The sequence below is a fragment of the Micromonospora sp. NPDC047467 genome, from assembly GCF_040643095.1.
Classification (GTDB): Bacteria; Actinomycetota; Actinomycetes; order Mycobacteriales; family Micromonosporaceae; genus Micromonospora.
In genome coordinates, this window is the sequence record NZ_JBEYTO010000007.1 from 193,857 (window position 1) to 220,382 (window position 26,526).

A 26,526-nucleotide genomic window follows, 5' to 3' on the forward strand; every position below is an offset into this window, starting at 1 on the left:
ACGCGGCACAGCGGACCCGGTGCGCGCCCACGATCACGCCTTGACACCCTGAACGGATGCGATCCACCGACCACCTCGCCACCAGCCGCTACGCGCGGATGCGGTGGAACACGCCGCTGTCGGAGGAGCACGCCGCGCTGCTGCTGCGGCGACTCGACGTCCGCCCCGGCGCACGCGTGCTCGACCTGGGGTGTGGCTGGGGCGAGCTGCTGCTCAGGGCCGTCGCTGCCGGTGGCGTGGCCGGCCCGGTCGCGACGCGGGGCGTCGGCGTCGACACCGACGAGACCGCCCTGGCCCGAGGGCGGGCACTCGCCGCCAGCCGGTCGCTGAACCGACACGTCGCCTTCGTGATGGGGGAAGCGGCGGCCTGGCAGGAGCCGGCCGACCGGGTCCTGTGCATCGGCGCGGCGCACGCCTTCGGCGGCACCGGCGCGGCCCTCGACGCGCTCGCCTCGGTGGTCCGGCCCGGCGGTCGACTGCTGTTCGGCACGGCGTACTGGCAGCGCCAGCCCACGGCCGAGGCCGAGCAGATCTTCGGCACCGAGGTCACGGACCTCGCGGGCCTCGTCGAGGCTGCCCGAGAGCGGGGCTGGCGGCTGCTGCACGTGAGCACCGCCGATCAGCGGGAGTGGGACGACTTCGAGTCCACCTGGCTCGCGGGCCGGCAGGAGTGGCTGCTGACGTACCCGCAGGATCCCCGCGCGGCGCAGGTCCGCGCCGAACTCGACGACCGGCTACGCCAGTACGTCGGCTGCTACCGCGACGTCGTCGGCCTCGCCTACCTGGTCCTGGGGCACTGACCGCTCGCCATTGATCTCGATGGCTACGCTGCGCGTGGTGAGCAGTGAACCTCGCCTCGCCCTGCCCTGGCGGATCGTTGTCGTGTTCGCCGGCACCGTGCTGGTGTGGCTGTTCCTCTATCACGATGCCCTGCTCGGTCGTGACTACGACCGAGTGACCCACGTCGCCCGGGCCGTCCTCACGACGGCGCTCGTCGTACCCCTGGTGGTGCTCGCCCGGCGTCTGCTCGACCGGCGCCCGTGGGCCGGGATCGGGCTGCCCTCCCTGCGGGCCGGCTGGCGGCGCCTGCTGCTCGGCATGGTCTGCTGGCTCGTTCCGGCCGCGATCGGGTTCGCTCTCTGCCTCGGTCTGGGCTGGGTCCAGATCAGCGTGCGGACGTCGGTCGGGGACGCCCTGCGGGTGGCGGCGCTGCTGGTCGTGCTCGTCTTCCTCTACGAGGCGCTGCCCGAGGAGCTCGTCTTCCGCGGCTATCTGCAACGCAACCTCGCCACCCGACTACCGGTCTGGCAGGCGGTCGTCGGGCAGGCGGTGCTGTTCACCCTGTTCGGGTTCCTCCTCGGGGCCGCCCGCTCCCCCGATCGGCTCGCGCTGTTCTTCGTCTTCGCGCTGCTGCTCGGTGGCTTCCGGGCCGCCACGGGTGACATCTGGGCGGGCATCGGTTTCCACGTCGCCTTCCAGACGGTCGCCCAACTGTTCGGCGATGTCGGCGGCGTCTTCGACGTGCGGGGCGCCGACGTCCTGGGCGGCGTCGCGATGGGGGCCATACCGTTCGCGGTCGGCTGGACCGTCGTGCGACACCTCTACCGGGACCGCTTGGCCTGGCGGGCCGTCCGCCCGGAGACCGTTTCCTGAGGCGTCCCGGCGACGACCGGATTCCAACCCGCGGACGCAGCCGGGCGCACCGCTTGACGACGCTCATACATCAGAGGTTTACTGCGTCAGCGATGGCAATCGATATAGTGTGAGCGCTCACACTTGTCGCTCGGAGTCGTCGGCTGGCTCCACGCACCATCCGGACACGACCACCACACCACCTCGGCCGAGCATCGGCGGCTTGGCTTCCGCACCACCGCCACCCTGGCCCTGGCGTGCCCGCGGGCACATCCCGGGGTCCCCGCTCAGCAGAGGAGCACAAGCATGCGTTCCCGTCCCCGTGTGTTGGCACTCGTCACCGGCCTGGCCGTGATGCTGGCCAGCCTCGTCGCCCTACCGGCCCCGGCCTCGGCCGCCCCCCTGACCAAGGTCCTGGTGTTCAGCAAGACCGCCGGGTTCCGCCACTCGTCCATCCCCACCGGCATCGCGGCCATCCAGCAGCTCGGCTCCAGCAACGGGTTCACCGTCACCTCGACCGAGGACGCCGCCCAGTTCACCACCGCCAACCTGGCCCAATACCAGGCAGTGGTCTTCCTGTCGACGACCGGCGACGTTCTCAACGCCACCCAGCAGTCGGCCTTCGAGGCGTACATCGCCGCCGGTGGCGGGTACGTCGGCGTGCACGCCGCCGCCGACACCGAGTACAGCTGGCCCTGGTACGGCGGGCTGGTCGGGGCGTACTTCGACTCGCACCCGGCGATCCAGACCGCGACCGTACGGATCGAGGACCGGACGAACCCGTCGACCGCCCACCTCGGCGACACCTGGGTCCGCTCCGACGAGTGGTACAACTACCGCACCAACCCCCGGTCGAGCGTGCGGGTCCTGGCCAGCCTCGACGAGTCGTCGTACAGCGGCGGCAACATGGGCGGCGACCACCCGATCACCTGGTGCAAGGCGTACGGCGGCGGGCGGGCCTGGTACACGGGTCTCGGGCACACCGAGGCGTCGTACAGCGATCCGAACTTTACCCAGATGCTGCTCGGCGGCCTCCGCGTCGCCGCGGGCGCTGTCACGGCGGACTGCTCGCCGCGCACCACGACCCCGCCGCCCAGCGGATCGAGCCTGCGCGCCCGGGCCAACAACCAGTACGTCAGCGCGCCGAACTCCACCACCGCGCTGATCGCCAACCGCAGCGCCATCGGCACCAGCGAGCGGTTCGACCTGGTCGACCTCGGCAACGGCAACGTCGCGCTGCGCGCCAAGAGCAACGGGCAGTACGTCGCGGCCGAGAACGCCGGCGCCGCCGCGCTGATCGCCAACCGGGCCAGCGCCGGCGCGTGGGAGACGTTCCAGCTCGTGCGCAACTCCGACGGCACGGTGAGCCTGCGGGCCACGGTGAACAACCGCTACGTCGCCGCCGAGAACGCGGGCGCGTCCGCGCTGATCGCCAACCGGACCTCCATCGGCCAGTGGGAGAAGTTCGACCTCGTCACCGGCTGACCCCACCCCCGGCGCGCCTCTCACCACCCCCACCCGGCCGTGGTGCGCCCCCGCACGCCCGGCCCTGGTCGTCGAGGAAGGACGATCATGCCCTCGTACCCCCGGCGCTGGCCCCGGGTCCTCGTCGCGGCGCTCACCGCCGCCGCGGGCGTGCTCCTGGCCGTTGCCGCGCCATCCACCGCCCAGGCGGTGGTGATCCCCGCATCCGACTACCAGCAGGTCAAACTCGCCACCGGCTCGGCGGAGCTCGGTGAGGCCATGTCCATGGCCGTCCTGCCCAACCGCTCGGTGCTGCACACCGCCCGCAACGGCGTCCTGCGGGTGACCGACGTGGCCGGCAACACAAAGGTCTCCGGCACCCTGTCGGTCTACACTCACGACGAGGAGGGGTTGCAGGGCGTCGCCGTCGACCCCAACTTCGCCACCAACCGGTGGATCTACCTCTACTACTCCCCCACGTTGAGCACCCCGTCCGGCGACGCCCCCACCACCGGCTCTCAGTCGGACTGGGACCGGTGGAAGGGGCACCTGCGGTTGTCCCGGTTCACCCTCAACACCGACGACACGCTCAACCTGGGCAGCGAGAAGATCGTGCTCCAGGTCGCCAACGACCGTGGGCAGTGCTGCCACGTCGGCGGTGACCTGGACTTCGACGCCGCCGGCAACCTGTATCTGACCACCGGCGACGACACCAACCCGTTCGAGTCGTCCGGCTACGCGCCGCTGGACGAACGGACCAACCGCAACCCGCAGTTCGACGCCCAGCGCACGGCGGCCAACACCAACGACCTGCGGGGCAAGCTGCTGCGGATCAAGCCGCAGGCCGACGGCACGTACACGATCCCGTCGGGCAACCTGTTCGCGCCCGGCACTGCCAACACCCGCCCCGAGATCTACGCGATGGGTCTGCGCAACCCGTTCCGGATGGGCGTCGACAAGGCGACAGGCGTCGTCTACCTCGGCGACTACGGGCCGGACGCCGGCACCACCAACTCCAGCCGGGGCCCGTCGGGTCAGGTCGAGTTCAACCGCATCGCCGCGCCCGGCAACTACGGCTGGCCGTACTGCACGGGCACCAACACGAGCACGGAAACATACAATGAATACACGTTCCCGTCCGGGCCGTCGCAGTCCAAGTACAACTGCACGGGCGGGCCGACCAACAACTCGTTCCGCAACACCGGTCTCACCACGCTGCCCGCGGCGAAGCCGGCCTGGATCAAGTACGCCGGCGACTCCGGGTCGCCGTCGGAGTTCGGCAGCGGCTCGGAGTCCCCGATGGGCGGGCCGGTCTACCGGTACGACGCGTCGCTCAACTCCAGCATCAAGTTCCCCGCCTCGCTGAACGGGCAGTTCTTCGCCGGCGAGTACGGCCGCCGCTGGATCAAGGCCATCGCCGTCAACTCCGACGGCTCCCGTGGCGAGATCTCCAACTTCCCGTGGAGCGGCACGCAGGTCATGGACATGGCCTTCGGCCCGGACGGCGCCCTGTACGTGCTGGACTACGGCACCGGCTCCAACAACCAGGCGCTGTTCAGGATCGAGTACATCGGCGGCGGCAACCGCAACCCGATCGCTGTCGCCTCGGCGAACCCCACGTCGGGGGCCAACCCGTTGACGGTCAACTTCTCGTCGGCCGGCAGCTCCGATCCCGAGGGTGGGGCGCTGAGCTACCTGTGGACCTTCGGCGACGGCACCACGTCGACGGCGGCGAACCCCACGAAGACGTACACCACGAACGGCACGTACAGCCCCACCTTGAAGGTCACCGACCCGACCGGTCTGACCGGCACGGCGAGCCTGGTCGTCACCGTGGGCAACACCGCGCCGACGGTGACGCTCACCCTGCCCACCGACGGGCAGCTCTTCAGCTTTGGTGACACGGTGCCGTACCAGATCTCGGTGAGCGACCCGCAGGACGGCACGATCGACTGTGCCCGGGTGAGCCTCACCTACGCGCTGGGCCACGACAGCCACGCCCACCAGATCACCTCGAAGAACGGGTGCAGCGGCACGATCACCGTGCCCACCGACGGTGAGCACGACGCGGCGGCCAACATCTACGGTGTCTTCGACGCCGCCTACACCGACAACGGCGCGCTCACCACGCACAGCATCAGGACCCTGCAACCGAAACACCGCCAGGGTGAGCACTTCGGCGCCCAGTCGGGTGTCCAGGTCACCGAGCACACCAGTGCCGAAGGTGGCCGCACCGCCGGGTTCATCGAGAACAACGACTGGATCTCGTACCAGCCGTACAACCTGTCCAATGCGACGCGCTTCACCGTGCGGGCGTCGTCGGCGGGCGCAGGCGGCACCGTCGAGGTCCGGGCCGGGTCGGCGACCGGCACACTGCTGGGCACCGTCACGGTGCCGGTGACCGGCAGCTGGGAGACCTTCACCGAGGTGTCCGGCGCCATCACCAACCCGCCCGCCTCGACGACCACGCTGTACCTGGTCTTCAAGGGCGGGTCCGGCTACCTGTTCGACGTCGACGCGTTCACCGTCACCACCGGCACCAGCGGCGGCACCGCCGGGATCAGCCTGCGGGCGCAGGTCAACAACCAGTACGTGTCGGCGGTGGGCACCACAGCGCTGATCGCCAACAAGGCCACCGTCGGGTCGACCGAGCAGTTCGACCGGGTGGACGCCGGCAACGGCACCATCGCCCTGCGGTCCCGCGCCAGCGGCCTGTACGTCTGCGCCGAGAACGCGGGCGCAGAACCGTTGGTGGCGAACCGCACGACGATCGGCGCGTGGGAGACGTTCCAGCTCATCACCAACACCGACGGGACGGTCAGCCTCCGCGCCACGGTCAACAACCAGATCGTGGCCGCCGAGAACGCCGGGGCGGGAACACTGATCGCCAACCGCACGACGGTCGGGTCCTGGGAGAGGTTCGTCCTGACCACCGGCTGACGGGTGGCGGGCCCGGCCTGGTCGGTGGCCAGGCCGGGCCCGCTGACACCGCGGGCTGAGCCGGTGGACGTGGGGTGTGGCTAGATCGGGAAGCGGCCCTGGCGCCACTGCCAGTGGCGGCCGGCCTTGAGGTGGTCGACGACCGCGCGCTGAAGGGCGGTGCCGCGCGGCAGCTGGTCGAGCGGCGTGGTCAGGGAGCGGAAGACGAACCGCAGCACCTCCACGTCAGCGTCCAGCCCCTCCGGCTCCTCGTAGGGCTCCAGCTCGAACCTCCGCTGGAACCGCACGATGTTGGAGGCCTCCGGCAGGTACTCCCGCAACTGCGGGTCGAGCAGCCACGAACCGCAGGAGAACGCCGTGTAGTGCTCGTCGGGAAAGTGGCGCGGGAAGAACACGCGAGCCTCGTCGAGCGAGGCCGCGACCGCCTGCGGGGTCAACGGCCCCGAATCGGGGATGTGCAGACCGATGGCGCCGTCGCCACGGTGGTGCTGTAGCCGGCCCAGCTCGTAGACCGCGCCACGGGCGTGCAGCGTCAGCCAGGCCTGCATGACCGGCCAGCCCTCGCCGCGCATCCGCCGGTCGATCGCGAGGTTGCGGCCCAGGTCCGCCAGGGTCACCCACGACACGGCGTCGGCGATGCCGTGGTCGCGGTGGTAACCCCGAACGACCTCGACCAGAGCCAGGTACGCGTACACGTGGAGATGCCGCCAGGCGGGACCCCTGTCACGCGGCAACTCCGGACCGGGCACCAGCCAGCCGTAACCCCCGAGATCGGCGCGGACCAGTGCGATCGTACGGTCGAGCAGCCAGCGCAGCTCCGGAGTCCACAGCGGTGAGTCGGGGTCGGGCCAGCCCGCCATGATCTCGGCGGCGTCGTCCGGCGGCACCGCGAGCCGGTCGAGGATCGCGGGCGCGTCGACCTTGGCGGGCAGCGGAGCCGACGGCCGGTCACCGGCGAGTTGATGCACGCGCTCGACGTCCTCGACGGGCACCCCGAGCCGGGCGGCGGCCTCGTCCAGATCCACGCCGCCAACCCTACCGGCCACGGGGTCTCCGGTGGGGCCGGGATGTGCGCCCAAGCCCGCGGGCACCCCGGCTTCGCGCTGACGTCCGGGTGCCATTCTGGCCGTGCCACACCGTCATCGCACCCGTAGCGACGGTGATGGTCCTTGACAAGCAGCCGGGTCCAGAGTGGACGATTGAGTGTGCGAATTCTTGTGGTGGGCGGCAGTGGTCTGATCGGCGCTCATGTCGTGGACGTGCTGCGCGAGCACGGCCATGCGGCGACCACGGTGGCGCGGACCGCCCGGCCGGGTGTCGATCACCTGGCGGATGTCGACTCCGCCTCGGTCGACGACCTGCGGGCGTTGCTCGCCGGCCACGACGGCGTCGTGTACGCCACCCGCACCGACGAACAACGCCCGCTGCCCAAACCGATCTACCCGCAGTTTCGCCGGGACAACGTCGAGCCGGTGGTACGCCTGTTCACCGCCGCCCGCCAGGAGGGTCTCACCCGCGGTGTCGTGATGGGCTCGTACTACACCTACTTCGACCGCCTGCACCCGCAGTGGCAACTCGCCGCCCGCCACACCTACATCCGGTGCCGGGTCGAGCAGGCGCGGGAGGGACGGGCTGCGGCCGGCGAGGGCCTGCCGATCGCCGTACTCGAACTGCCCTTCGTCTTCGGCCGGGCCGGCGAGCGGCTGCCGAACTGGGCCGGGCCGCTGGACCGGTGGGCGCGGTCCCGTACACCTCTGGTCGCGCCGACCGGCGGAAGCGCCGCGGCCTCGGCGCGCAGCGTGGCCGAGATCGCGGTGGACGCTCTGGAGCAGGCCCGTGGTGACGACATACCGGTCGCCGACGAGAACCTCACCTGGGACGACATGATCGGGCGCATCGCCGAGGCGGTCGGCCGGCCCCGCCGGGTCACCCGACTGCCGTCCGGCGCGGCGAGGGCCGCCCTGCGACTGGGCGGCGCGCTCCAGGCCCTCAGCGGCAAGGAGTCCGGCGTCAACCCGACCCACCTCGCCGACCTCCTGCTCGCCGACCTGTTCATCAAGCCAACAACCGGCCGCCCCCTGAACCCAGCCCTAAAAGAAACCTTCCCCAACCCCGTGTAGCCGCCCGACCCCCGGCCCCGCCCAACCCGCGCGCCCGCCCCACCCACGCGTCGATCATGGAGTTGTGGTGCCCGGGAGATGGCGGGAGGGTGCTTTTGTCCCCCACCACAACTCCATGATCGACGCGGGCGGGCCGCACCGGGCCACCCCTACGGTCCTCGGGCGGGTCAGTTGAGCTGTTCGGCTAGCCCGACGATGATGCCCTCGGGGCCACGGACGTAGCAGAGCCGATAGACGTCCTCGTAGTGCGCCAGCTCTCCGACGAGTTCGGCACCATGCCGACGCAGGCGGGCAACGACGTCCTCGATGTCGTCGACGGCGAACATGATGCGACGGATGCCAGCGTGTTCGCCGGTGCGCCCTTCGGTTCGGCGCGGATCGCCGTCGGTGCGTCGTGGACGTGCTGCGCGAGCGCGGCCATTCCGCGACCACGGTGGCGCGTACCGCCCAGCCGGGTGTCGACCACCTGCTCGATGTGGAGTCCGCCCCGGTCGACGAGCTGCGGGCGCTGCTCGCCGGTCAGGACGGCGTTGTCTACGCCACCCGCACCGACGAGCAGCGGCCGCTGCCCAAGCCGATCTATCCCGAGTTCCGCCGGGCCAACGTCGAGCCGGTCGTACGCCTGTTCACCGCCGCGCGCCTGGAAGGGCTGACCCGTGGGGTCGTCATGGGCTCGTACTACACCCATTTCGACCGGCTGCACCCGCAGTGGCGGCTCGCAGAGCGGCACACGGACATCCATTGCCGGGTGGAGCAGGCCCGGGAGGGACGGGAGGCCGCCGGCCCGGGTCTGCCGATCGCCGTCCTGGAGCTGCCGTTCGTCTTCGGTCGGGCCGGCGACCGGCTGCCCAACTGGGCCGGGCCGCTGGACCGGTGGGCGCGCTCGCGTACACCCTTGGGCGCGCCGACCGGCGGGAGCGCCGCCACGTCCGCCCGCAGCGTCGCCGAGGTCGCGGCCGATGCCCTGGAGCAGGCGACCGGCGGACATCCCGGTCGCCGATGAGAACCTGACCTAGCACGACATGATCGGACGCATCGCCGAGGCGGTCGGTCGACCCCGACGGTCGGTCGGCTCCCGGGCGACGCGGCGAAGGCGGCCCTGCGACTCGGCGGCGCGGTGCAGGCCCTCGGCCGCAAGGAGTCGGGCATGAATCCGAGCCACCTTGACGACGACGTTCTCGATGACGGCATACGGCGACGCCGACCGGGTGAGGTTCGGGATCAGGTTGAGGTACGTAGTAGCGACGACGATACCGTCAACCTCAAGGACGAACAGGTGCAGCGCCGGAGAGGCCAGGATCTGCTGGAAGGCCGCGGCATCGGATCCGTCTTCGAGCACCGGGTCGTCGGGGTTCAGCTGCCGGTAGAGGTGGAGGACCTGCGCGAAATCTTCTGGCCGGGCCGCACGGAACATGACCGACCCTAACGAACGCTTGCCGGCCTGTGCGCCCGTCAGGCGTCGGAACTCGGCTCCAGGTGTTGGTACGCGGTGCGGATCACCGAGTCCAGCCGGTCGCGGGCCTCGGCGAGGTCGCGCAGTTGGCGGTCGATGCGGTCACGCTCGCCGTGAGCCTGGTGATCATGTCGGGGGTGGCGCTGCCGGTGTAGACGCACGGGAGCAGTTCGAGGATGTCCCGGCTCGACAGGCCGGCGGCGTAGAGCTGCCGGATGAGGTCCACCCGCTCGCACAATCACCGAGCCAGTGTGACCCCGGCCACTGATAGTTGCCTCTGACGTCAACGTCAGCAATTAGCGTCGCCAGTCGTCAGCACACATGGAGGAGATCGACGATGAGCCGCGCATTTGGATACCACGCATTCGGTGGCCCCGAGGTCCAGCAGTACTTCGATCGACCCGACCCGCAACCCGGCGACGGCGAGATCCTCATCCGGGTCCGGGTCGCCGGGGTGGCACGCCTGGACCACCTGCTCCGCTCCGGCGTCGTCCCGGACCTCAACGGGCACGTGCCATTCCCGCAGGTGATGGGGATGGAGGCCGCCGGCGACGTACTCGCGCTCGGGGCCGGCGTCACCGGCCTCCAGGTGGGCGACGCGGTGTTCGGGTTCGCGCTCAACGGCGCCGGCACGTACGCCGAGACCACCGTCCTGCCCGCCGAGAACGTGGCCCGCAAGCCGGAGTCACTGCCCTACGAGTGGGCGGCGACCGTACCGGTGTCCGGCACGACCGCTCTCGACGGGATCGACCGGCTCGACCTGCCGGCCGGCTCGACGCTGCTGATCAACGGCGTCGGCGGCAGCACCGGCCTCGCCACCGCGCAGCTCGCCCGAGCGCGCGGGCTGACGGTCATCGGCACAGGCAGCGGCAGCAAGCGGGCGGTGGCCGAGACGCTCGGCGTCACCTTCGTCGACTACACCGCCGGCGACGTGGCCGCGCAGGTGCGTGAGTTCGCCCCGTCCGGCGTCGACGGCCTGTTCGACCTCGTCGGCGGCGAGTCGCTGCGCTCGGTCGCCGAGCTGGTGAAGGACGTCAAGCAGCTGCTGTCGGCCGCCGACTACACCGTGAGCGAGTTGGGTGGCGAGTTCGTGGTCCGCCGGCTCGGCAGACCGTCACTTGAGGCTGTCGCCGCGCTGATGGTGGACGGGACGATCGATCCGCACATCACGCGCACGTTCACCTTCGACCAGAGCGCGGAGGCGGTGGCGGCCGTGGAGACCGGCCACACCACCGGCAAGCTGGTCATCGCCCTCGGGTGAGACTCCCTACCGGCCGCAGGCGGGGTGGCGCAGACGACGTGCGCCACCCCGCCCTCTCGTCGTCGCCGCTCTGGTCGCCGGCGACATCACCGGAGCTGTTGGGCCAACCCGACGATGATGTCCTCTGGGCCTCGGACATAGCAGAGCCGATAGACGTCCTCGTACTGCTCCAACTCCCCGACGAGTTCGGCACCGTGGGTACGCAGACGGGCAACGACGTCCTCGATGTCGTCGACGGCGAACATGATGCGACGGATGCCCAACGTGTTCGCCGGTGCGTGCTTCGGCTCGCTGCTGATCGCCTTGGGCGTGTGGAACATCGCCAGCTCCACCTTGCCGTGGCCGTCGGGGGTGCGCAGCATCGCCACGTCCTGCCGGACGCCATCGATCCCGATGACGCGCTCCACCCAACGACCCTCGACCGGCCCCTTGCCTTCCAACTCCATGCCGAGTTCGACGAAGAACGAGATGACGGCGTCGAGGTCTTCGACAACGATGAGGACGTTGTCCATCCGCTGGATCGCCATGCCGGATCTTCCCCCTTGGATTCCATGCGGCCACCGTTGCCGCATCCACCCCGGAGACGGAGCCGCCCGCCCGTTCACGACACCATCGTCTCGGGTGGCTACGCCGCTCGCCACCGCTTCCTGGAATCCGTCGCGGTCGTCGTACACACCATCGGCTTACCGGTCTTCGTCACCCCACGCGCGCCCTGGGTGGAGCAGAACGCCCCCGGGTGCACCGTTACCGGCGGGGGTTTCGGCTTCGCGGTCGTGGGCTTCGGCTTCGGCGCCGCCGTCGTGGGCTTCGGCTTCGGCTTACTGGTTGTCGGTTTGACCGCAGGCCGAGACGTCGGTGCACTGCTGGTGCGCTGCGGTCCCGGCGTCGGGTTCACCGACGGCGGTGGGCTCACCGCTGCCGCAACGTCCGGTGTGCTGCCCGCGGCGTCCGCCTCGGGGCTGGTGGCGGCAGTCGGGCTCTCCGCGATGCGATCGCTGACCGTCGCCGGCGCCGTCGCCACGGCATTCGGCTTCTTGTCGGAGTCGTCGCCGATGAGCGCCCCGGCGGTACCGATGCCACAGCAGAGCAGAACCGTCACGGCGGCAGCTATTCCGACGACGCCGAGATTGCTGATCTTCTTTTGGATGGGTAAGTCGTCACTCCCGGGAGTGTGCTGGGCATCGATGGGATGACGGCACCACTGATCGGTGACAGTTGAACTCCAACGACCCCAGCCGGACCACAGCAGGTTCACAGCAGAGGGGCCGGTCGTCGATATCTACCGGCTGCCCGTCCACGTCGGAACATCGATGTGGGTGGCCGCCGATGGACGTACCGATGCGCGCCCGACCGGACGAACGGGCGAACCGCCACGGCAAGATCAACCATTCGGGGGGATCGAAGGTTTCTCGCATCCTCTACCGTCGCTACCTATGACCTACCCGTACCAGGCGCCCCCACCACCCAAGCGGCGGACGCTGCGGACCGTGCTGATCGTCGTAGGCGTGGTCGTCGTGCTGTGCTGTGCCGGTGCCGGCACCGGCGGCTTCTTCCTGTTCAAGGGCATCAAAGCCGCAACCGATCCGGCCCGACAGGCCGCCGAGTCGTTCGTGAGCGACCTGGAGGCCGGCGACGCGGCGGCGGCGTACGAACTGCTGTGCACCGACACGCGCGGAAATTTCACGAAGGACGCATTCGTCCAGGGCGTCGCCAGGCAGCCACAGATCCAAAGCCACAAGGTCAACGGCGTCAACGTGTCGACCGTCAACGGGCGCACCTCAGGGACCGTGAACATGGCCCTGAAGCTGGACAGCGGCTTCACCGACCGGCGCGCGATCCCGCTGGTGAAGGAGGACGGCGCCTGGAAGGTGTGCGGCCAACCCTACTGAGACTCCCCCGCTCGGGAGGATCAGCAGGTGAGTGGCTGCCAACTCACCTTCGTCACCACCATGGGCACGTACAGGATCAGGACGCATTGCGGCGACGAGCGTCCCATGACGGTCGGGAAGCGACCGCCGCGAGCAGGTAGCACGGCGGGAATCATCGGGAGTGGACGGAGCGCGGACATGAACGACGGCGGATTGCTGGGGTCGCTAGATCAGTGGGTGCGGCAGGGGTGGGGTCGGTTTCTGCTGCTGGTGGTCGCGCTGACGGTCGCGGGGACGGCCGTCGTCGTGATCCTGACCGCCGTGCTCGCCGAGTCCGGCTTTCCCTCCGGAGACTCGCGATTCTGGCACGGTGTCAGGCCGGACTGGGCGGGCGTCGTCGGCTTCCTCCTCTGCGTCGCCGGGGTGGCCTGCTTGGGAGGCGGTGCCTGGTGGCTAATGCGCAATGGCTACTACCGGCGCAACGCTCGCGCCCGGGTATTGGGGGCGGAGAGCTGGTCTCGTCGCCGGCAACTGGCCCAGCAGGTACGCGGCACCGCCTCGCGCCGTGACGAGGATCGGCCGCTGCTGCCCGTGGTCGCGAGGCATCTGATCGACCAGCCGAAATTCCTGCCGCCACTCTGCGGCTTGGCGCTGTTTGAGGTCGGGCAGGCGTTCCTCCAGTGGGCACCGTTCTTCGTCCTCATCGCCGCGTTCATCGTCGGACTGCTCGCCGTCATGGCCATCCTGTCGTTCCGGGGCGCGCGCCAGGCGAGAGCGTTTCTCACCGAACACGCGGACGGCTAGACCTTCACCGAAGCACGGGACGACCGCCTGCGGCCACGCCCTGGCCGCAGGCGGCGGGCGGGCAAGTCGCAGCACCACGTCGGTTCAGCCTGGGCAAGGAGGCAGAACTCGTCGCCTTCCGGGTCGGCGAGGACGGTCCACGGGACGCGCCAGTTACTTGGCGTTGAAGTAGCTGGCCTCCGGGTGGTGGGCCACGATCGCGTCGGTGGCCTGCTCCGGCATCAACTGGAACTCCTCGGACAACTCCACACCGATCCGCTCCGACCCGAGCAGGTCCACGATCTTCGCCCGGTCCTCCAGGTCGGGGCAGGCCGGGTAGCCGAACGCGTACCGGCAGCCCCGGTAGTCGTTGCGCAGGATACCGGCCAGGTCCGTCGGGTCGTCGTGGCCCAGCGGACGGCCATCCGGCAGGGTCATCTCAGTGCGGATGCGCCGGTGCCAGTACTCGGCGAGCGCCTCGGTGAGCTGCACGGACAGCCCGTGCACCTCCAGGTAGTCGCGGTACTCGTTGCGGGCGAACAGCTTCGCCGCGTACTCGCTGACCGGCTGGCCGACGGTGACCAGTTGCAACGCGACCACATCGAGCTGGTCGCCCTTGGGCCTGAAGAAGTCGGCCAGGCAGAGCCGCCGCTCCTGGCGCTGCCGGGGGAACGAGAACCGGGCGCGCTCCGCGTGCCCGTTCTCGTCGAGCACCACCAGGTCGTTGCCCTCGGAGTACGCCGGGAAGTAGCCGTACACGACGGCGGCCTCCAGCACCTGGTCGGCGATCAGCCGGTCCAGCCAGTAGCGCAGCCGGGGCCGGCCCTCGGTCTCGACCAGCTCGTCGTAGGAGGGGCCGTTGCCGCCCCGGGCGCCGTTGAGCCCCCACTGCCCGCGGAAGGTGGCCCGCTCGTCGAGCAGCGCCGCGTAGTCGGCCATCGGCACGCCCTTGACCACGCGGGTGCCCAGGAACGGCGGGGTGGGCACCGGCACGTCGGCGGCCACGTCGGAGCGGACCGAGGAGTCGTGCAGCTCCGGCAGCGACTCGGAGACGACCGAGCGCTGCCGCTCCCGGCGCGCCCGCCGGGTCGCCAGGGCCGCCTCCCGCTCCGGGTCGATGACCGGGGCACCGCCGCGCTTGGCGGTCATCACCTTGTCCATGAGGGACAGCCCCTCGAACGCGTCCCGCGCGTAGTGCACCTGCCCGGGGAACATCGACCGCAGATCGTCCTCGACGTACGACCGGGTCAGTGCCGCCCCACCCAGCAGGACGGGCCAGCGCTCCGCGACCCCGCGCGTGGCCATCTCGGCCAGGTTCTCCTTCATGATGACCGTGCTCTTGACCAGCAGCCCCGACATACCGATCGCGTCGGCGCGGTGCTGCTCGGCGGCGTCCAGGATGGCGCTGATCGGCTGCTTGATGCCGATGTTCACGACCTCGTAGCCGTTGTTGGACAGGATGATGTCGACCAGGTTCTTGCCGATGTCGTGGACATCGCCGCGCACGGTGGCCAGCACGATGCGGCCCTTGCCGCCGTCCTCGGTGGCCTCCATGTGCGGCTCCAGGTACGCCACCGCGGTCTTCATCACCTCGGCGGACTGCAGCACGAACGGCAGCTGCATCTGCCCGGAGCCGAACAACTCGCCGACCACCTTCATCCCGTCGAGCAGGATGTCGTTGATGATCGACAGCGGGGGCCGGCCGCCGGCCATCGCCGCGTCCAGGTCGGCCTCCAGGCCGTTGCGCTCACCGTCGATGATCCGCCGCTTGAGCCGCTCGTCCAGCGGCAGCGCCGCCAACTCCTGCGCCCGGCTGGCCCGCGCGCTCGTCACGTCGACGCCCTCGAACAGCTCAAGGAAGCGCTGCACCGGGTCGTACCCCTCGCGGCGCCGGTCGTAGACCAGGTCCAGCGCGACCTCGCGCTGCTCGTCGGGGATCTTCGACATCGGCAGGATCTTGCTGGCGTGCACGATCGCCGAGGTCAGCCCGGCCTGCACGCACTCGTGCAGGAACACCGAGTTGAGCACCTGGCGGGCCGCCGGGTTGAGGCCGAACGAGATGTTCGAGATGCCGAGGGTGAAGTTGACCCCCGGGTAACGGCGGGCGATCTCCCGGATCGCCTGGATCGTCTCGATGCCGTCGCGGCGGGTCTCCTCCTGCCCGGTGGCGATCGGGAACGTCAACGCGTCGATGAGGATGTCGGACCGGTCCATGCCCCACCGGCCAGTCAGGTCGTCGATGAGCCGGCCCGCGACCCGGACCTTCCATTCCTGGGTACGCGCCTGCCCCTCCTCGTCGATGAGCAGCGCCACCACGGCCGCGCCGTGCTCGCGCACGACCGGCATCACCCGCGCGTACCGGGAGTCGGGGCCGTCGCCGTCCTCGAAGTTCACCGAGTTGACCACGCATCGGCCGCCGAGCATCTCCAACCCGGCCTCGACGACGGCCGGCTCGGTGGAGTCCAGCATGATCGGCAACGTGGACGCGGTGGCGAACCGGCCGGCCAGCTCCCGCATGTCCTGCGTGCCGTCGCGGCCGACGTAGTCCACGCACAGGTCCAGCAGGTGTGAGCCGTCCCGCGCCTGACTGCGGGCGATCTCCACGCAGGCCCGCCAGTCGGCGGCCAGCATCGCCTCCCGGAACGCCTTGGAACCGTTGGCGTTGGTCCGCTCCCCCACCATCAGCACCGAGGCGTCCTGCGCGAACGGCACCGGGTGGTAGACCGACGAGACGCCCGCCTCGTGCTGCGGCTCGCGGGCGGGGGCGGTGACGCCGTGCAGCCGCTCGGACAGCACCCGGATGTGCTCCGGGGTGGTGCCGCAGCAGCCGCCGATCAGACCCACGCCGTACTCGGTGACGAACCGCTCCAGGGCGTCGGCCAGCTCCACGGGAGTGAGCGGGAAGTACGCGCCGTCGGCGGTCAGGACCGGCAGGCCGGCGTTCGGCATCACCGACAGCGGGATCCGGGAGTGCTGCGACAAATACCGCAGGTGCTCGCTCATCTCCGCCGGCCCGGTGGAGCAGTTGAGCCCGATCAGGTCCACGCCGAGCGGCTCGATGGCCGCGAGGGCCGCGCCGATCTCGCTGCCCACCAGCATCGTGCCGGTCGTCTCCACGGCCACGTGACAGATGATCGGCACCGACTGGCCCAGCTCGGCCATCGCCCGCTTCGACCCGACCACCGCCGCCTTGACCTGGAGCAGATCCTGGCAGGTTTCGATGATCAGCGCGTCCGAGCCGCCGACGATCAGACCGGCGGCATTTTCCTGGTACGCGTCACGCAGCGTCGCGTAATCGGCGTGCCCGAGGGTGGGCAGTTTGGTGCCCGGCCCGATCGCGCCCAGCACGTACCGGGGTCGCTGCGGGGTGCTCGCCGCGTCGGCGGCCTCCCGGGCGATCCGGGCACCCGCCTCGGACAGCTCCCGGATGCGGTGCGGGATGTCGTACTCGGCGAGGTTGGCCAGGTTGGCGCCGAACGTGTTCGTCTCCACGCAGTCCGCGCCGACGGCCAGGTAGGCGTCGTGCACCCCCCGCACCACGTCCGGCCGGGTGACGTTGAGGATCTCGTTGCACCCCTCCAGCCCGTCGAAGTCGTCGAGCGTGAGGTCCGCGGCCTGCAGCATCGTGCCCATCGCCCCATCGGCGATGAGGATCCGATCGGCCAGCACATCCATCAACGAAGTCCGCACTCGTTCAGGTTAGTGCGGCCCAGGCCTTACACGACTGCCCTCGGAGCCCGATCCCATATTGTGTCAGCCGAATCACGCTGCCCGGTTCGCCACCGTATGACTGACCCCCGGCTGGGCCGGACCGGCGCGGCCGACGGGCCGCATCCCTGACCGGCACGTAGGCTGGCGGACGTGAGGACAACAGTGACGCCGCCGTGCACCACGGCCCAACGACCGGGCGCGGTCCCGGTGTCGGCCGCGACGAGCAGGGTGAGGTGACGGCGTGACCGAGTTCGACGGACTGCCGGTGCTGCGGTCCCCGGTGGCGATTGCCGCGTTCGAGGGCTGGAACGACGCCGCCGACGCGTCCACCGCGGCTGTCGAGCACCTGGAACAGGTCTGGAACGCGCGGCAGCTCGCCGAGCTGGACCCGGAGGACTTCTACGACTTCCAGGTCAGCCGGCCCACCATCACGATGGCCGACGGGGAGACCCGCCGGGTGGAGTGGCCGACGACCCGGTTCATGGTGGCCAGCCCCGAGGGCACCGACCGTGACGTGGTGCTGATCCGGGGCATCGAGCCGAGCATGCGCTGGCGGACGTTCTGCGAGCAGGTGCTGGAGATCTGCCACAGCCTCGAGGTGGAGCGGGTGGTGCTGCTCGGCGCGTTGTTGGCCGACGTGCCGTACACCCGGCCGTTGCCGATCAGCGGCAGCGCCTCCGACGCCCAGGCCGCCGAGCGCTACCAGCTCACGCCCACCCGCTACGACGGGCCGACCGGCATCGTCGGGGTGCTGCACGACGCGTGCACCCGCGCCGAGGTCGACGCCGTCTCGTTCTGGGTGCACGTGCCGCACTACGCCAACAACCCGCCCTGTCCCAAGGCCACCCTCGCCCTGCTGCACCGCGTCGAGGAGGTCGTCGACCTGCCGGTGCCGATGGCCGACCTGGCCGAGGAGTCCGCCGAGTGGGAGCAGCGGGTGCGCAGCGCCGCCGAGCAGGATGCCGAGCTCGGCGAGTACGTCCGCGAGCTGGAGGAACGGGTCGGCGACGAGGGCATCACCCCGTTGACCGGTGACGAGATCGCCCAGGAGTTCGAGAAGTACCTGCGGCGCCGAGGCGGCTCGGCCGGCCCGACCGCCGGCTCCTGGTAACGCCTCCCTCCCGTCGAGTACGGGCCTCGGACCTTGAGTCCGGGGCCCGTACCCGTTCTTGGCGGTCCCGTTCTTGCGTCGTGGTCCTGTTTTCGCTTCGTGGTCTTGTTTTGGCGTGTCTGGGGTGGCGGCGTCACGCCCGCTGAGGCATCCTAGGAACCTAGCTGTGATCAAGGAGGCGGATGTGCAGATCAACCCCGGGGCCGCCGAGTTCCCGCACCGGCAGATCGCCGCGCAGCTCAAGGCCCAGGTCCGCCGCGGCGACTGGGCGCCGGGCGAGCGGCTGCCGTCCATCCCGGCCATCGCCGAGATGTTCGGCGTCGCCAAGCAGACCGTGCAGCGCGCCGTCGACCAGCTGCGGGTCGAGGGCATCCTGATCACCAAACCCGGCTCCGGTACGTACGTCCGGGGCACCCGACGCCGACTCAACCGGCTCTCCCGAGGCCGGTACGGCGGCTTCCGCGGCTACCACACCGACCTGGCCGCCCGGTACCGTCAGCAACTCGTCTCGGTCAGCCGCGCCCCCGCCCCCGCCGAGGTAGCCGACGCGTTCGGGGTGCCCGACGGCACCGATCTGCTCTGCCGCCGCCACCTCGTACGCACCGACGACTCCCCCGTCGAGGTAGGCGCCTCCTGGTTCCTGCCCACCGACACCGCCGGCACCTCGCTGGAGCGCGCCGAGGCGTTCGGACGGCCGCTCTATCAGGAAGCCGAGGAAGCCACCGGGCGGCGGTACGTCTCGGCCGCCGACACGATCAGCGCCCGCCAGCCGAGCCGGGAGGAGGCCGAGACCCTCCAGATCCGGCCCGACACCCCGGTGCTGCACCTGCTGCACGTCGCGTACGACGCCCACCGCAAGCCGATCGAGGTCGCCCAGGCCACCTGGCCCGGCCCCATGACCACCCTGACCGAGGAGTACAAGATCCCCGCCCCAACCTCGGACCCCGACCCCAACCCAGGCTTGGTCCTAGGCTGATTTCCCGCGTCCTGCCCCGCACTCCGCGCCCCCGTGCGCCCCGCCCCGTGCGCCAGCACTCCGAGTGCCCCGCGCCCCTGCCCACCAGCACTTCGCACCCCCACACGCCCCGCGCACCAGCGCTCCGGGCGCCCTGCACCCCTGCACCCCCAGCATTCAGGGTGCCCCGCGCCCCTGCACCCCGGCGCCACCAGCACTCCGCACCCGGGGCGCCCTGCGCACCTCGTAGGAGTTCGAGGGCGAGCGGCACCGGGCACCGGGCACCGGGCACCGGGCACCGGGCACCGGGCACCGGGCACCGGTCGATCATGGAGTAGTGGTGGCCGTTGTGTGGTGTTCTGCACCTTTCGTCGGGCACCACAACTCCATGATCGACGGGGCTCCGGGTCTTGACGCACCCGCACTCCCGCGATCTTGCAGTTTCTGTCCTGACAAAAGGTGCGGAGCGGCCCATACCGCCGACCGAAAGTGCAAGGTCGACGGGGCGAGGTGCGGGCGAGGCACGCGGGACGCTGCTCGACCGGCTCTGTCTTGCTCGCCCCGCGCACCTAGCACTGCGCCGCCTGCGCCGGGCACGGGGGCGAGCAGGGCACGGGGCGAGCAGGGCCGAGCGAGCAGGGCCGAGCGAGCAGGGCGGGGCGAGCAGGGCGGGGCGAGCAGGGCGGGGCGAGCAGGGCGGGGCGGGGCCGAGCAGGGCCGGGTGGGGTGGGGCGGAGCGGGGAGAGCGGCAGCGGCGGGGCCGAGCAGCGGGGCGCGCAGGGCGGGGCGGATTAGAGGCGGATGCCTAGGAGGGCGTCCACCGTGTTCGCGAAGAGGGCCGGGGCGCCCGGGTCATCCGTTGCGCCGGCGAGGGTCGCGTCGGCCCAGCGGTCGGCCACCGTCAGGGCACCGGGAGTGTCCAGGTCGTCGGCGAGGCGCTCGCGTACCCCCGCCAGCAGCTCGGCCCCGGACGGCCCGGCGGGCGCGGCGGCAGCCTGCCGCCAACGGGCCAGGCGTTCCTGCGCGACGGTCAGCACGTCGTTGGTCCAGGTGCGGTCGCTGCGGTAGTGCCCGGAGATCAGCGCCAACCGGACCGCCATCGGGTCGACCTTGTCGGCGCGCAACCGGGACACGAAGACCAGGTTGCCGCGGGACTTCGACATCTTCTCGCCGTCCAGGCCGATCATGCCGGCGTGCACGTAGTGCTGAGCGAACGGCGCCTGGCCGGTGAGCCGCTCGGCGTGCGCGGCGGACGCCTCGTGGTGCGGGAACAGCAGGTCGTTGCCGCCGCCCTGCACGTCGATGCGGTCGCCGAGCAGGTTTAACGCGATGACCGCGCACTCGATGTGCCAGCCCGGGCGGCCCGGCCCCAGCTCGCCGCCGGGCCAGGACGGCTCACCCTCGCGGGCTCCACGCCACAGCAGCGGGTCCAGCGGGTCGCGCTTGCCGGCCCGGTCCGGGTCGCCGCCGTTGATCGGGAAGATCTCCAGCATCTGCTCCCGGGTCAGGTTCGACTCGTAGCCGAACCGGCCGGTGGCGGAGATGTCGAAGTAGATGTCGCCGGTGCCGTCGTCGAGCCGGTACCCGGCCCCGTCCTTGACCAGCACCTCGACCTTGTCGGCGATGTCCGGGATCGACTCGACGGCGCCCACGTAGTGGTCCGGCGGGATGATCCGCAGCGCCTCCATGTCCTCCCGGAACAGCGCTGTCTCGCGCATCGCCAGGACCACCCAGTCCTCGCCGTCGCGGTCGGCCCGCTCCAGCAGCGGATCGTCGATGTCGGTGACGTTCTGTACATAGCGCACCGGACGGCCGGCGTCGCGCCACATCCGCTGCACGAGGTCGAACGTGATCATGGTGGCGGCGTGGCCGAGGTGGGTGGCGTCGTACGGGGTGATGCCGCAGACGTACATGCTGCCCGCGTCGACCGGATCGCTCGGGTGGATACCCTGCCGTGCCGAGTCGTACAACGCCAGCGGCTCGCCCCTGCCCGGCAGCCGTGGCACCTCGTGTCCCGCCCAAGACTCCATGGCCTCAGCCTAGCCAGCCAGTCGGCGCCCTCGGGCCGCGCTACCGGTGATCAAGATGACAGTGACTCACATGGGTGGCCAGGGCACGGCCGGCCAATCCTCGGGCGGCTGCGGGAACCGCCCGGTCTCCCGCAGACCGTCGATGCGGGCGGCCAATTCGGCGATCTCGCTGATCGTCAGGTGGTCGGCCAGCTCCGCGCCGAGCGCGCCGGCGACCTGCCCGGCCAGCCCGTCCAGCATCTCCACGGCGTCCGGCGGCAGCTGCCGGCCGGCCCAGCCCCACAGCACCGTGCGCAGCTTGGCCTCGACGTGGAAGCTCACCCCGTGGTCCACGCCGTAGATCCGGTCGTCCGCGCCGACCAGCACGTGACCGCCCTTACGGTCCGCATTGTTGATCACCGCGTCGAGCACCGCCAGGCGGGCCAGTCGCGGGTCGTCGGCGTGAGCGAGGGCGTACGCGGCGCCGTCGTCGTCGCGGGCCGCCGCGATCGGGAACCAGCGCGGCGGCAGTTCCTCGGCGGGCACGAAACCGACAAGCGGCGCGGCGTCCTCCGGCTCGTCGATCCAGAGCTGGCAGGAGCCCGGCCCGAACGGGCCGTCCCGCAGCACGGTGGGCGGCACCAGGCCCCAGCCGGTGGCCCGGGAGACCAGGTACGCCGAGACCTCCCGGCCAGCCAGGGTGCCGTCGGGGAAGTCCCACAGCGGGCGCTCGCCGCGGATCGGCTTGTAGACGCAGCGGGCCGTGGCGCTGTCGAGGGTCAGGATGCCGCGCAGGGTCGTGTTCGACGCGTCGACGAGCCGCCCCTCCAGGTCGAGCGTGCCGTCGCGCAACAGCCGCAGCGCGGCGTCGCCGTCCTGGCGGGGCTGCAGGCCGGACGAGGTCACCGGTGGTAACCGTTGTGCCGCGGGCACAGGTGCCCGGCGGGATCCAACGGTTGGCCGCACAGCGGGCACGGCGGCCGGCCCGCGTTCACCACGCGCCGAGCCCGCTCGATGAACTGGCGGGTGGCCTGCGGGGTGAGCCGGACCCGGAGCCGGTCCAGGTCCTCGTCCGGCTCGTCGTCGTCATCGTCGTCGTCGGAGTCGTCGTCCTCGTCGTCCAACTCGACCTCGGGCTCCACCTCGCCGGCGGCGATCGCCTCGATCACCACGGTCGCGGTGTCCACGTCGAAGGCCAGGCCGAGTGTCCCGACCCGGAACTCCTCGTCGACCGGCGTGTCCAGTGGCTCGTTGTCGCCCACCACCGGCGCCAGCTCGGGCAGGTCCACCCCGAAGCGACGCTGCGCCTCGGTGAGCAGCTCTTCCAGCTTCTCGGCGAGCAGGGTCACCTGGACCTTCTCCAGCGCGACGCTGACCAGCCTGCCGCCGCCACGGGCCTGCAGGAAGAACGTGCGCTCCCCCGGCGGCCCGACAGTCCCGGCGACGAACCGCTCCGGCGGTTCGAAGGCGTGCACCTGGTGGGTCATACCCACGACCCTATCCGGCCCGTCATCGCGTTGCGCACCCCACCGACCCGAATCGCCGCACGGGCGGCGCGCCCGGCGTACCAGGGGTTGCAGCCGGGCGTGGCGGGCACGCGGACGCCCGCCGGCCCGCCGAACCGGGCGGTCGCGGCCCCCGGCCCAGCACGGAATGCGGCCCCCTGCCCCGAGCCGTGCCGGGGCCTCCGGCCGGCAGGGTGCGCGGCTCCTGCCCGGGGCGGTGGCGCGCCCTCGTGACGCGGCTCACGGGGTCGCGCCGGCCCCGCCGCCGACGGCGGCGTCCGAGTCGGCCGCGCGGGTCGCCCGCCGGCGCCGCTTGCGCGGCGGCGGCACCAGCGCGGCCAGGTCGCCGCCGGTGTCGTTGAGCCGCACCAGGAACGGCCGCAGCGGCGTGAACCGGATCGCGGTCACCGACGCCGGGTCGGCCACGATCCGCTGAAAAAGATCCAGGTGTACGCCGAGCGCGTCCGCCACGATCGCCTTGATCACGTCACCGTGGCTGCACGCCAGCCAGACCGCCTCGGGCCCGTGCTCGGCGCTGACCCGGGCGTCCCACGAGCGCACCGCCGCCACGGCACGCGCCGCCATCGCCGCCATCGCCTCGCCGTCGGGGAAGACCGCCGCGCTCGGGCGCTGCTGGACCACCGGCCAGAGCGGCTCCTTGGCGAGCTTCTTGAGCGGCTGCCCCTCCCAGCTGCCGTAGTCGCACTCGATCAACCCCTGCTCCACCGTCGGGGTGGCCTGCGGCAGCGCCAACTCCAGGGTCTGCCGGCAGCGGATCAACGGGCTGGTCACCACCGCCGCGAGCGGCACCGCCCGCAGCCGTTCGCCGACGGCGGTCGCCTGGGCCCGGCCCGTGTCGTCCAACTCGACGGGCTGGTGGCCGGCCAGCCCACCGTCCGCGTTCGCGGTGGTCCGGCCGTGTCGCAGAAGCAGAAGGGTCGCCACGGGATCACCCTATGACCTGCCCTCGGCCGGGGTCTGGTCAGCGTAGGTCCGTCGCGGGCTGGACGTCCTGCACGAAGCTGTCCGACCGGTCGGCGCCGTACTGGCCGAGCACGTCCAGCACGGCCGGCACCGCCTCGTACGCCGCCACGACCTCGACCCGGGCGCGGTCCAGGAGGTCCTGGTCCAGCCAGTACCCCCGGGGCAGCGCGCGGGCGGCGGGCTGGGCGGTGGAGACGGTGGCGTCGAAGACGACGATGGAGGTGGCGCCCGCGGCGAGCAGGGCTTCCCGGAGTTCCCGGGTGGTCGGCAGCCGCGCCGGATCCACCGTCGCGGTGACGAGTCGGACCCGCTGCGGCGACTGACCGGGTTGGGTGGGCCGGGCTGGCGGGGCGACGGGGCGGTCGTGTCCCGTCCTGCGGCGCTCGGGCGCGCCCGAGCCGTTGAGGCCTGCGACACCGCCCAGGTGGTACGCGTCGGCGCCCTGCTGGGCGTGGTCGAGGTTGTCCTGCGTGTCGGCCGGGGCACGGAGCCCGATGACCGACTGCACGCCGGCGGCGATCAGCCACGTGAGCACGAAGGAGAAGATCACCACGCAGACCACGCCGGCGAACTGGTGCCAGAGCAGGGATCCGCCTCCGCCGAAGAAGAGGCCGTCCTTGCCGAGCGGGTTGGTGCCACTGTTGCCGAAGAAGCCGACCAGCAGCGAGCCGAGCATGCCGCCGACGAAGTGGACCGCGAGGACGTCCAGCGCGTCGTCGAGGCGCAGCAGGTACTTCAACCGCAGCGCGGTGTGGCAGACGATGCCGGCGATCGCGCCGATGGCGATGGCGGAGAGCGTGTTGACGTACCCGGCGGCGGGGGTGATCGTCGCGAGGCCCGCGACGGCGCCGGAGACGCCGCCCACGACGGTGCTGTGGCCGTCCTTGGCCCGTTCGGCCACCAGCCAGACGAGCATGCCGGCGGCCGCCGCGAGGTGGGTGTTGATCACCGCTTGGGCGGCGATCCCGTTGGCCTGGAGGCCGTCGCCGCCGTTGAAGCCGAACCACCCGAACCAGAGGATGCCGGCGCCGAGGATGGTCAGCGGGATGGAGTTGGGCGGGGCGGCGGTATTCGGCCAGCCACGGCGACGGCCGACCACCAGCAGGGTCGCCAGGACGGCGGCGCCCGCCGAGGCGTGCACCACCATTCCGCCGGCCCAGTCCTGGGTGCCGAACCGGGCCAGCCAGCCGTCGGGGTGCCAGAGCCAGTGCGCGATCGGCGCGTAGACCACGATGGACCAGATCGCCAGGAACACGACCCACCCGAGGAACTTCAGCCGGCCGGCCGTGGCACCGGTGATCAACGCGGGGGTGATCACCGCGAACATCATCTGGTACGCGACGAACGCCAGGGTGGGAATGGTCACCTGCCCGGCGACGACGTGCAGGTGGGGTGCGGGTGGCACTCGGAGGTCGGTGAGCCCGAACAGCTCGAAGTTGCCGAGCAGGCCGCTGCCGGCGTCGTCGCCGAACGCGATGGTGTATCCCACCAGCACCCAGGTCAGGCTGACGACGCCCAGCGCGATCATGTTCTGCTGCAACATGGCGAGCACGTTGCGGGTGCGGACCATCCCGCCGTAGAAGACGGCCAGGCCGGGAGTCATGAACAACACCAGGCCGGTGCAGACGAGCACCCAGGCGGTGTCGCCCGAGTTCACCGCTTCCTGAGCGAGCATGGGAGCTCACCTCTCCTCTCGGTACGTCAGACGGTGTGCCGCACCGCGGAGACGACGGACTCCTTGACGCGTTCGTGGTTGGGCACCGGCGCGAAGTGCCGTTTGGGCAGCAGCAGCAACCAGGTGGCGATGTTGAACGGCCCGGTCAGCACGGGGATGCCCAGCGGGGTGAGGACGGTCGCCAGGGCCATCTGGACGAAGAGCGTCAACGCGATGCCGAAGAGGGTGTAGACGGTCACCAGCGCGCCGGGGCGGTGCAGCACCGCGCCCACGGCGATGGCCGTCAGCACCGCGTTGAAGCCGAACAGGCCCTTGTCCAGGGAGGCCGCGTCGGCGCCGAACCAGAGCGCCAGCAGGGTCGCGCCGACGGCGCCGACCACCGCGAAGAGCGCCGACCAGCGGGAGTTGACCAGCAGCGCGACCAGAATGATCAACCCGGTGACCCAGCTGTCGATCAGGAAGACCTGGGACACCCCGCGCAGGAAGGTGGGGATCAGGTCCCAGTCGAAGCGCCCACCGGTCACCTGTCCCTCGCCGGGGAACATCGGCTTCAGCTTGGTGAGCACGGTGAACCGGTCGAACTGGTAGGCGGCCATCAGCAGCACCCAGGTGGTCAGCACGAACGGCATGGTGAACGCGGTCAGGCCCCAGGTCTTGAAGATCGCGTTCAGGGCCAGGGTGACCACCGTCGTGGCGATCGCGCCGAGCACCAGGTAGAACCACATCAGTGGCCGGTCGTCGAGGAACGTCGGGACGGCGATGCCGGTCAGGAACGGGCTGAAGCCGAACAGTCCCTTGCGCAACGAGGCGTCGTCGACCCGGAGGACGACGGCCGTGGCGGTGCCGACGACCAGACCGAGGACCGCTCCCCCGAAGATCCGTGGTTGGCCGTTCTCGAACGCCCCCCAGGCGACCGCGATGAGAACCAGCAGGCCGGTGAGCGGGTTGTTCTGTAGGACGACCTGCGCGGGCCCGCGCAGGCAGGCGTCGACGAACGCGATCAACGGGTTGCGGTCACTCAGCCTGTCCCATTGGCGCACCGCTGCGGTCACGGC

The 26,526-nt window shown here is 71.1% G+C and carries 23 protein-coding genes and 1 pseudogene; 12 read left to right on the forward strand and 12 right to left on the reverse strand.

All coding sequences use genetic code 11. The features are described from left to right. Nucleotides 1–56: 56 nt before the first annotated feature. From ABZ780_RS20875 to ABZ780_RS20890, 4 genes are all read left to right on the forward strand, one after another. On the forward strand, nt 57–800 hold the full coding sequence (locus ABZ780_RS20875) for a methyltransferase domain-containing protein (RefSeq protein ID WP_357001470.1): 744 nt from the start codon (nt 57–59) through the stop codon (nt 798–800). Between the two features lie 37 nt (nt 801–837). Then, nucleotides 838–1,653 (forward strand): type II CAAX endopeptidase family protein, encoded by an 816-nt coding sequence (locus tag ABZ780_RS20880; RefSeq protein ID WP_357001472.1) that lies wholly within the window; start codon nt 838–840, stop codon nt 1,651–1,653. A 333-nt stretch (nt 1,654–1,986) separates the two neighbouring features. Beyond that, nucleotides 1,987–3,117: a ThuA domain-containing protein gene (locus tag ABZ780_RS20885; RefSeq protein ID WP_357002782.1), complete on the forward strand. Its 1,131-nt coding sequence runs from the start codon at nt 1,987–1,989 to the stop codon at nt 3,115–3,117. Between the two features lie 87 nt (nt 3,118–3,204). Next, entirely contained in the window at nt 3,205–6,036 is a 2,832-nt protein-coding gene (locus ABZ780_RS20890; protein WP_357487081.1) for a PQQ-dependent sugar dehydrogenase, read from the forward strand. 80 nt (nt 6,037–6,116) lie between these two features. On the opposite strand, the gene ABZ780_RS20895 is transcribed toward ABZ780_RS20890, so the two are convergent. Next, nucleotides 6,117–7,061: an acyltransferase domain-containing protein gene (locus ABZ780_RS20895; RefSeq protein WP_357001478.1), complete on the reverse strand. Its 945-nt coding sequence runs from the start codon at nt 7,059–7,061 to the stop codon at nt 6,117–6,119. Nucleotides 7,062–7,241: 180 nt separating this feature from the next. Between ABZ780_RS20895 and ABZ780_RS20900 the strand changes: the two genes are divergently transcribed. Then, a complete protein-coding gene (locus tag ABZ780_RS20900) occupies nt 7,242–8,156 on the forward strand; it encodes an NAD-dependent epimerase/dehydratase family protein (protein WP_357002784.1) in 915 nt (304 codons plus the stop codon). A 167-nt stretch (nt 8,157–8,323) separates the two neighbouring features. Here ABZ780_RS20900 and ABZ780_RS20905 read toward each other — a convergent pair. Next, nucleotides 8,324–8,527: pseudogene (locus tag ABZ780_RS20905) on the reverse strand (VOC family protein); the annotation flags it as partial. 23 nt (nt 8,528–8,550) lie between these two features. Between ABZ780_RS20905 and ABZ780_RS20910 the strand changes: the two are divergent. Beyond that, nucleotides 8,551–9,159, forward strand: a complete 609-nt coding sequence (locus tag ABZ780_RS20910; RefSeq protein ID WP_357001481.1) for a hypothetical protein — start codon at nt 8,551–8,553, stop codon at nt 9,157–9,159. A 9-nt stretch (nt 9,160–9,168) separates the two neighbouring features. Here the strand turns inward: ABZ780_RS20910 and ABZ780_RS20915 are convergent, their stop codons facing one another. Beyond that, on the reverse strand, nt 9,169–9,570 hold the full coding sequence (locus tag ABZ780_RS20915; protein WP_357001484.1) for a hypothetical protein: 402 nt from the start codon (nt 9,568–9,570) through the stop codon (nt 9,169–9,171). 82 nt (nt 9,571–9,652) lie between these two features. Continuing rightward, on the reverse strand, nt 9,653–9,835 hold the full coding sequence (locus tag ABZ780_RS20920; RefSeq protein ID WP_357001487.1) for a hypothetical protein: 183 nt from the start codon (nt 9,833–9,835) through the stop codon (nt 9,653–9,655). Between the two features lie 111 nt (nt 9,836–9,946). On the opposite strand from ABZ780_RS20920, the gene ABZ780_RS20925 reads away from it, so the two are divergent. Further along, nucleotides 9,947–10,870 (forward strand): NADP-dependent oxidoreductase, encoded by a 924-nt coding sequence (locus tag ABZ780_RS20925; protein ID WP_357487083.1) that lies wholly within the window; start codon nt 9,947–9,949, stop codon nt 10,868–10,870. Nucleotides 10,871–10,956: 86 nt separating this feature from the next. Here the strand turns inward: ABZ780_RS20925 and ABZ780_RS20930 are convergent, their stop codons facing one another. After that, the gene (locus ABZ780_RS20930; protein WP_357001493.1) at nt 10,957–11,397 is read right to left on the reverse strand and encodes a VOC family protein; all 441 of its coding nucleotides are present in this window, start codon (nt 11,395–11,397) and stop codon (nt 10,957–10,959) included. 24 nt (nt 11,398–11,421) lie between these two features. Here ABZ780_RS20930 and ABZ780_RS20935 point away from each other — a divergent pair, with 24 nt between their 5' ends. The 3 genes from ABZ780_RS20935 (at nt 11,422) to ABZ780_RS20945 (ending at nt 13,542) form a co-directional block, all read left to right on the forward strand. Beyond that, nucleotides 11,422–12,063 (forward strand): hypothetical protein, encoded by a 642-nt coding sequence (locus tag ABZ780_RS20935; RefSeq protein ID WP_357487085.1) that lies wholly within the window; start codon nt 11,422–11,424, stop codon nt 12,061–12,063. A gap of 294 nt (nt 12,064–12,357) precedes the next feature. Then, on the forward strand, nt 12,358–12,759 hold the full coding sequence (locus ABZ780_RS20940) for a DUF4878 domain-containing protein (RefSeq protein WP_357487087.1): 402 nt from the start codon (nt 12,358–12,360) through the stop codon (nt 12,757–12,759). 177 nt (nt 12,760–12,936) lie between these two features. Then, a complete protein-coding gene (locus ABZ780_RS20945; RefSeq protein WP_357487088.1) occupies nt 12,937–13,542 on the forward strand; it encodes a hypothetical protein in 606 nt (201 codons plus the stop codon). Between the two features lie 153 nt (nt 13,543–13,695). Here the strand turns inward: ABZ780_RS20945 and metH are convergent, their stop codons facing one another. Continuing rightward, nucleotides 13,696–17,211 (reverse strand): methionine synthase, encoded by a 3,516-nt coding sequence (gene metH / locus ABZ780_RS20950; protein ID WP_357487090.1) that lies wholly within the window; start codon nt 17,209–17,211, stop codon nt 13,696–13,698. Nucleotides 17,212–17,473: 262 nt separating this feature from the next. On the opposite strand from metH, the gene ABZ780_RS20955 reads away from it, so the two are divergent. Continuing rightward, nucleotides 17,474–18,343, forward strand: coding sequence for a PAC2 family protein (locus tag ABZ780_RS20955; protein ID WP_053655841.1), 870 nt, complete (start codon nt 17,474–17,476; stop codon nt 18,341–18,343). 184 nt (nt 18,344–18,527) lie between these two features. After that, nucleotides 18,528–19,319, forward strand: a complete 792-nt coding sequence (locus tag ABZ780_RS20960) for a GntR family transcriptional regulator (protein WP_357002786.1) — start codon at nt 18,528–18,530, stop codon at nt 19,317–19,319. Nucleotides 19,320–20,089: 770 nt separating this feature from the next. Here ABZ780_RS20960 and mshC read toward each other — a convergent pair. The 6 genes from mshC to yut all read right to left on the reverse strand — a co-directional run bounded on the left by mshC (nt 20,090) and on the right by yut (nt 26,523). Next, entirely contained in the window at nt 20,090–21,328 is a 1,239-nt protein-coding gene (gene mshC / locus ABZ780_RS20965) for a cysteine--1-D-myo-inosityl 2-amino-2-deoxy-alpha-D-glucopyranoside ligase (protein WP_357487092.1), read from the reverse strand. Nucleotides 21,329–21,394: 66 nt separating this feature from the next. Then, the gene (locus tag ABZ780_RS20970; RefSeq protein WP_357487094.1) at nt 21,395–22,213 is read right to left on the reverse strand and encodes an SCO1664 family protein; all 819 of its coding nucleotides are present in this window, start codon (nt 22,211–22,213) and stop codon (nt 21,395–21,397) included. Next, nucleotides 22,210–22,794, reverse strand: a complete 585-nt coding sequence (locus ABZ780_RS20975) for a DUF3090 domain-containing protein (RefSeq protein WP_357487096.1) — start codon at nt 22,792–22,794, stop codon at nt 22,210–22,212. The genes ABZ780_RS20970 and ABZ780_RS20975 overlap by 4 nt, the downstream gene beginning before the upstream one ends. 258 nt (nt 22,795–23,052) lie before the next feature. Continuing rightward, complete coding sequence (locus ABZ780_RS20980) at nt 23,053–23,757, reverse strand: MSMEG_4193 family putative phosphomutase (protein WP_357001517.1); 705 nt, start codon at nt 23,755–23,757, stop codon at nt 23,053–23,055. Between the two features lie 37 nt (nt 23,758–23,794). Continuing rightward, nucleotides 23,795–25,471 carry an ammonium transporter gene (locus ABZ780_RS20985; protein WP_357487098.1) on the reverse strand — a complete coding sequence of 559 codons (1,677 nt, stop codon included), beginning with the start codon at nt 25,469–25,471 and terminating at the stop codon, nt 23,795–23,797. Between the two features lie 26 nt (nt 25,472–25,497). Further along, nucleotides 25,498–26,523, reverse strand: coding sequence for an urea transporter (yut, locus tag ABZ780_RS20990; protein WP_357487099.1), 1,026 nt, complete (start codon nt 26,521–26,523; stop codon nt 25,498–25,500). Nucleotides 26,524–26,526: the final 3 nt, after the last annotated feature.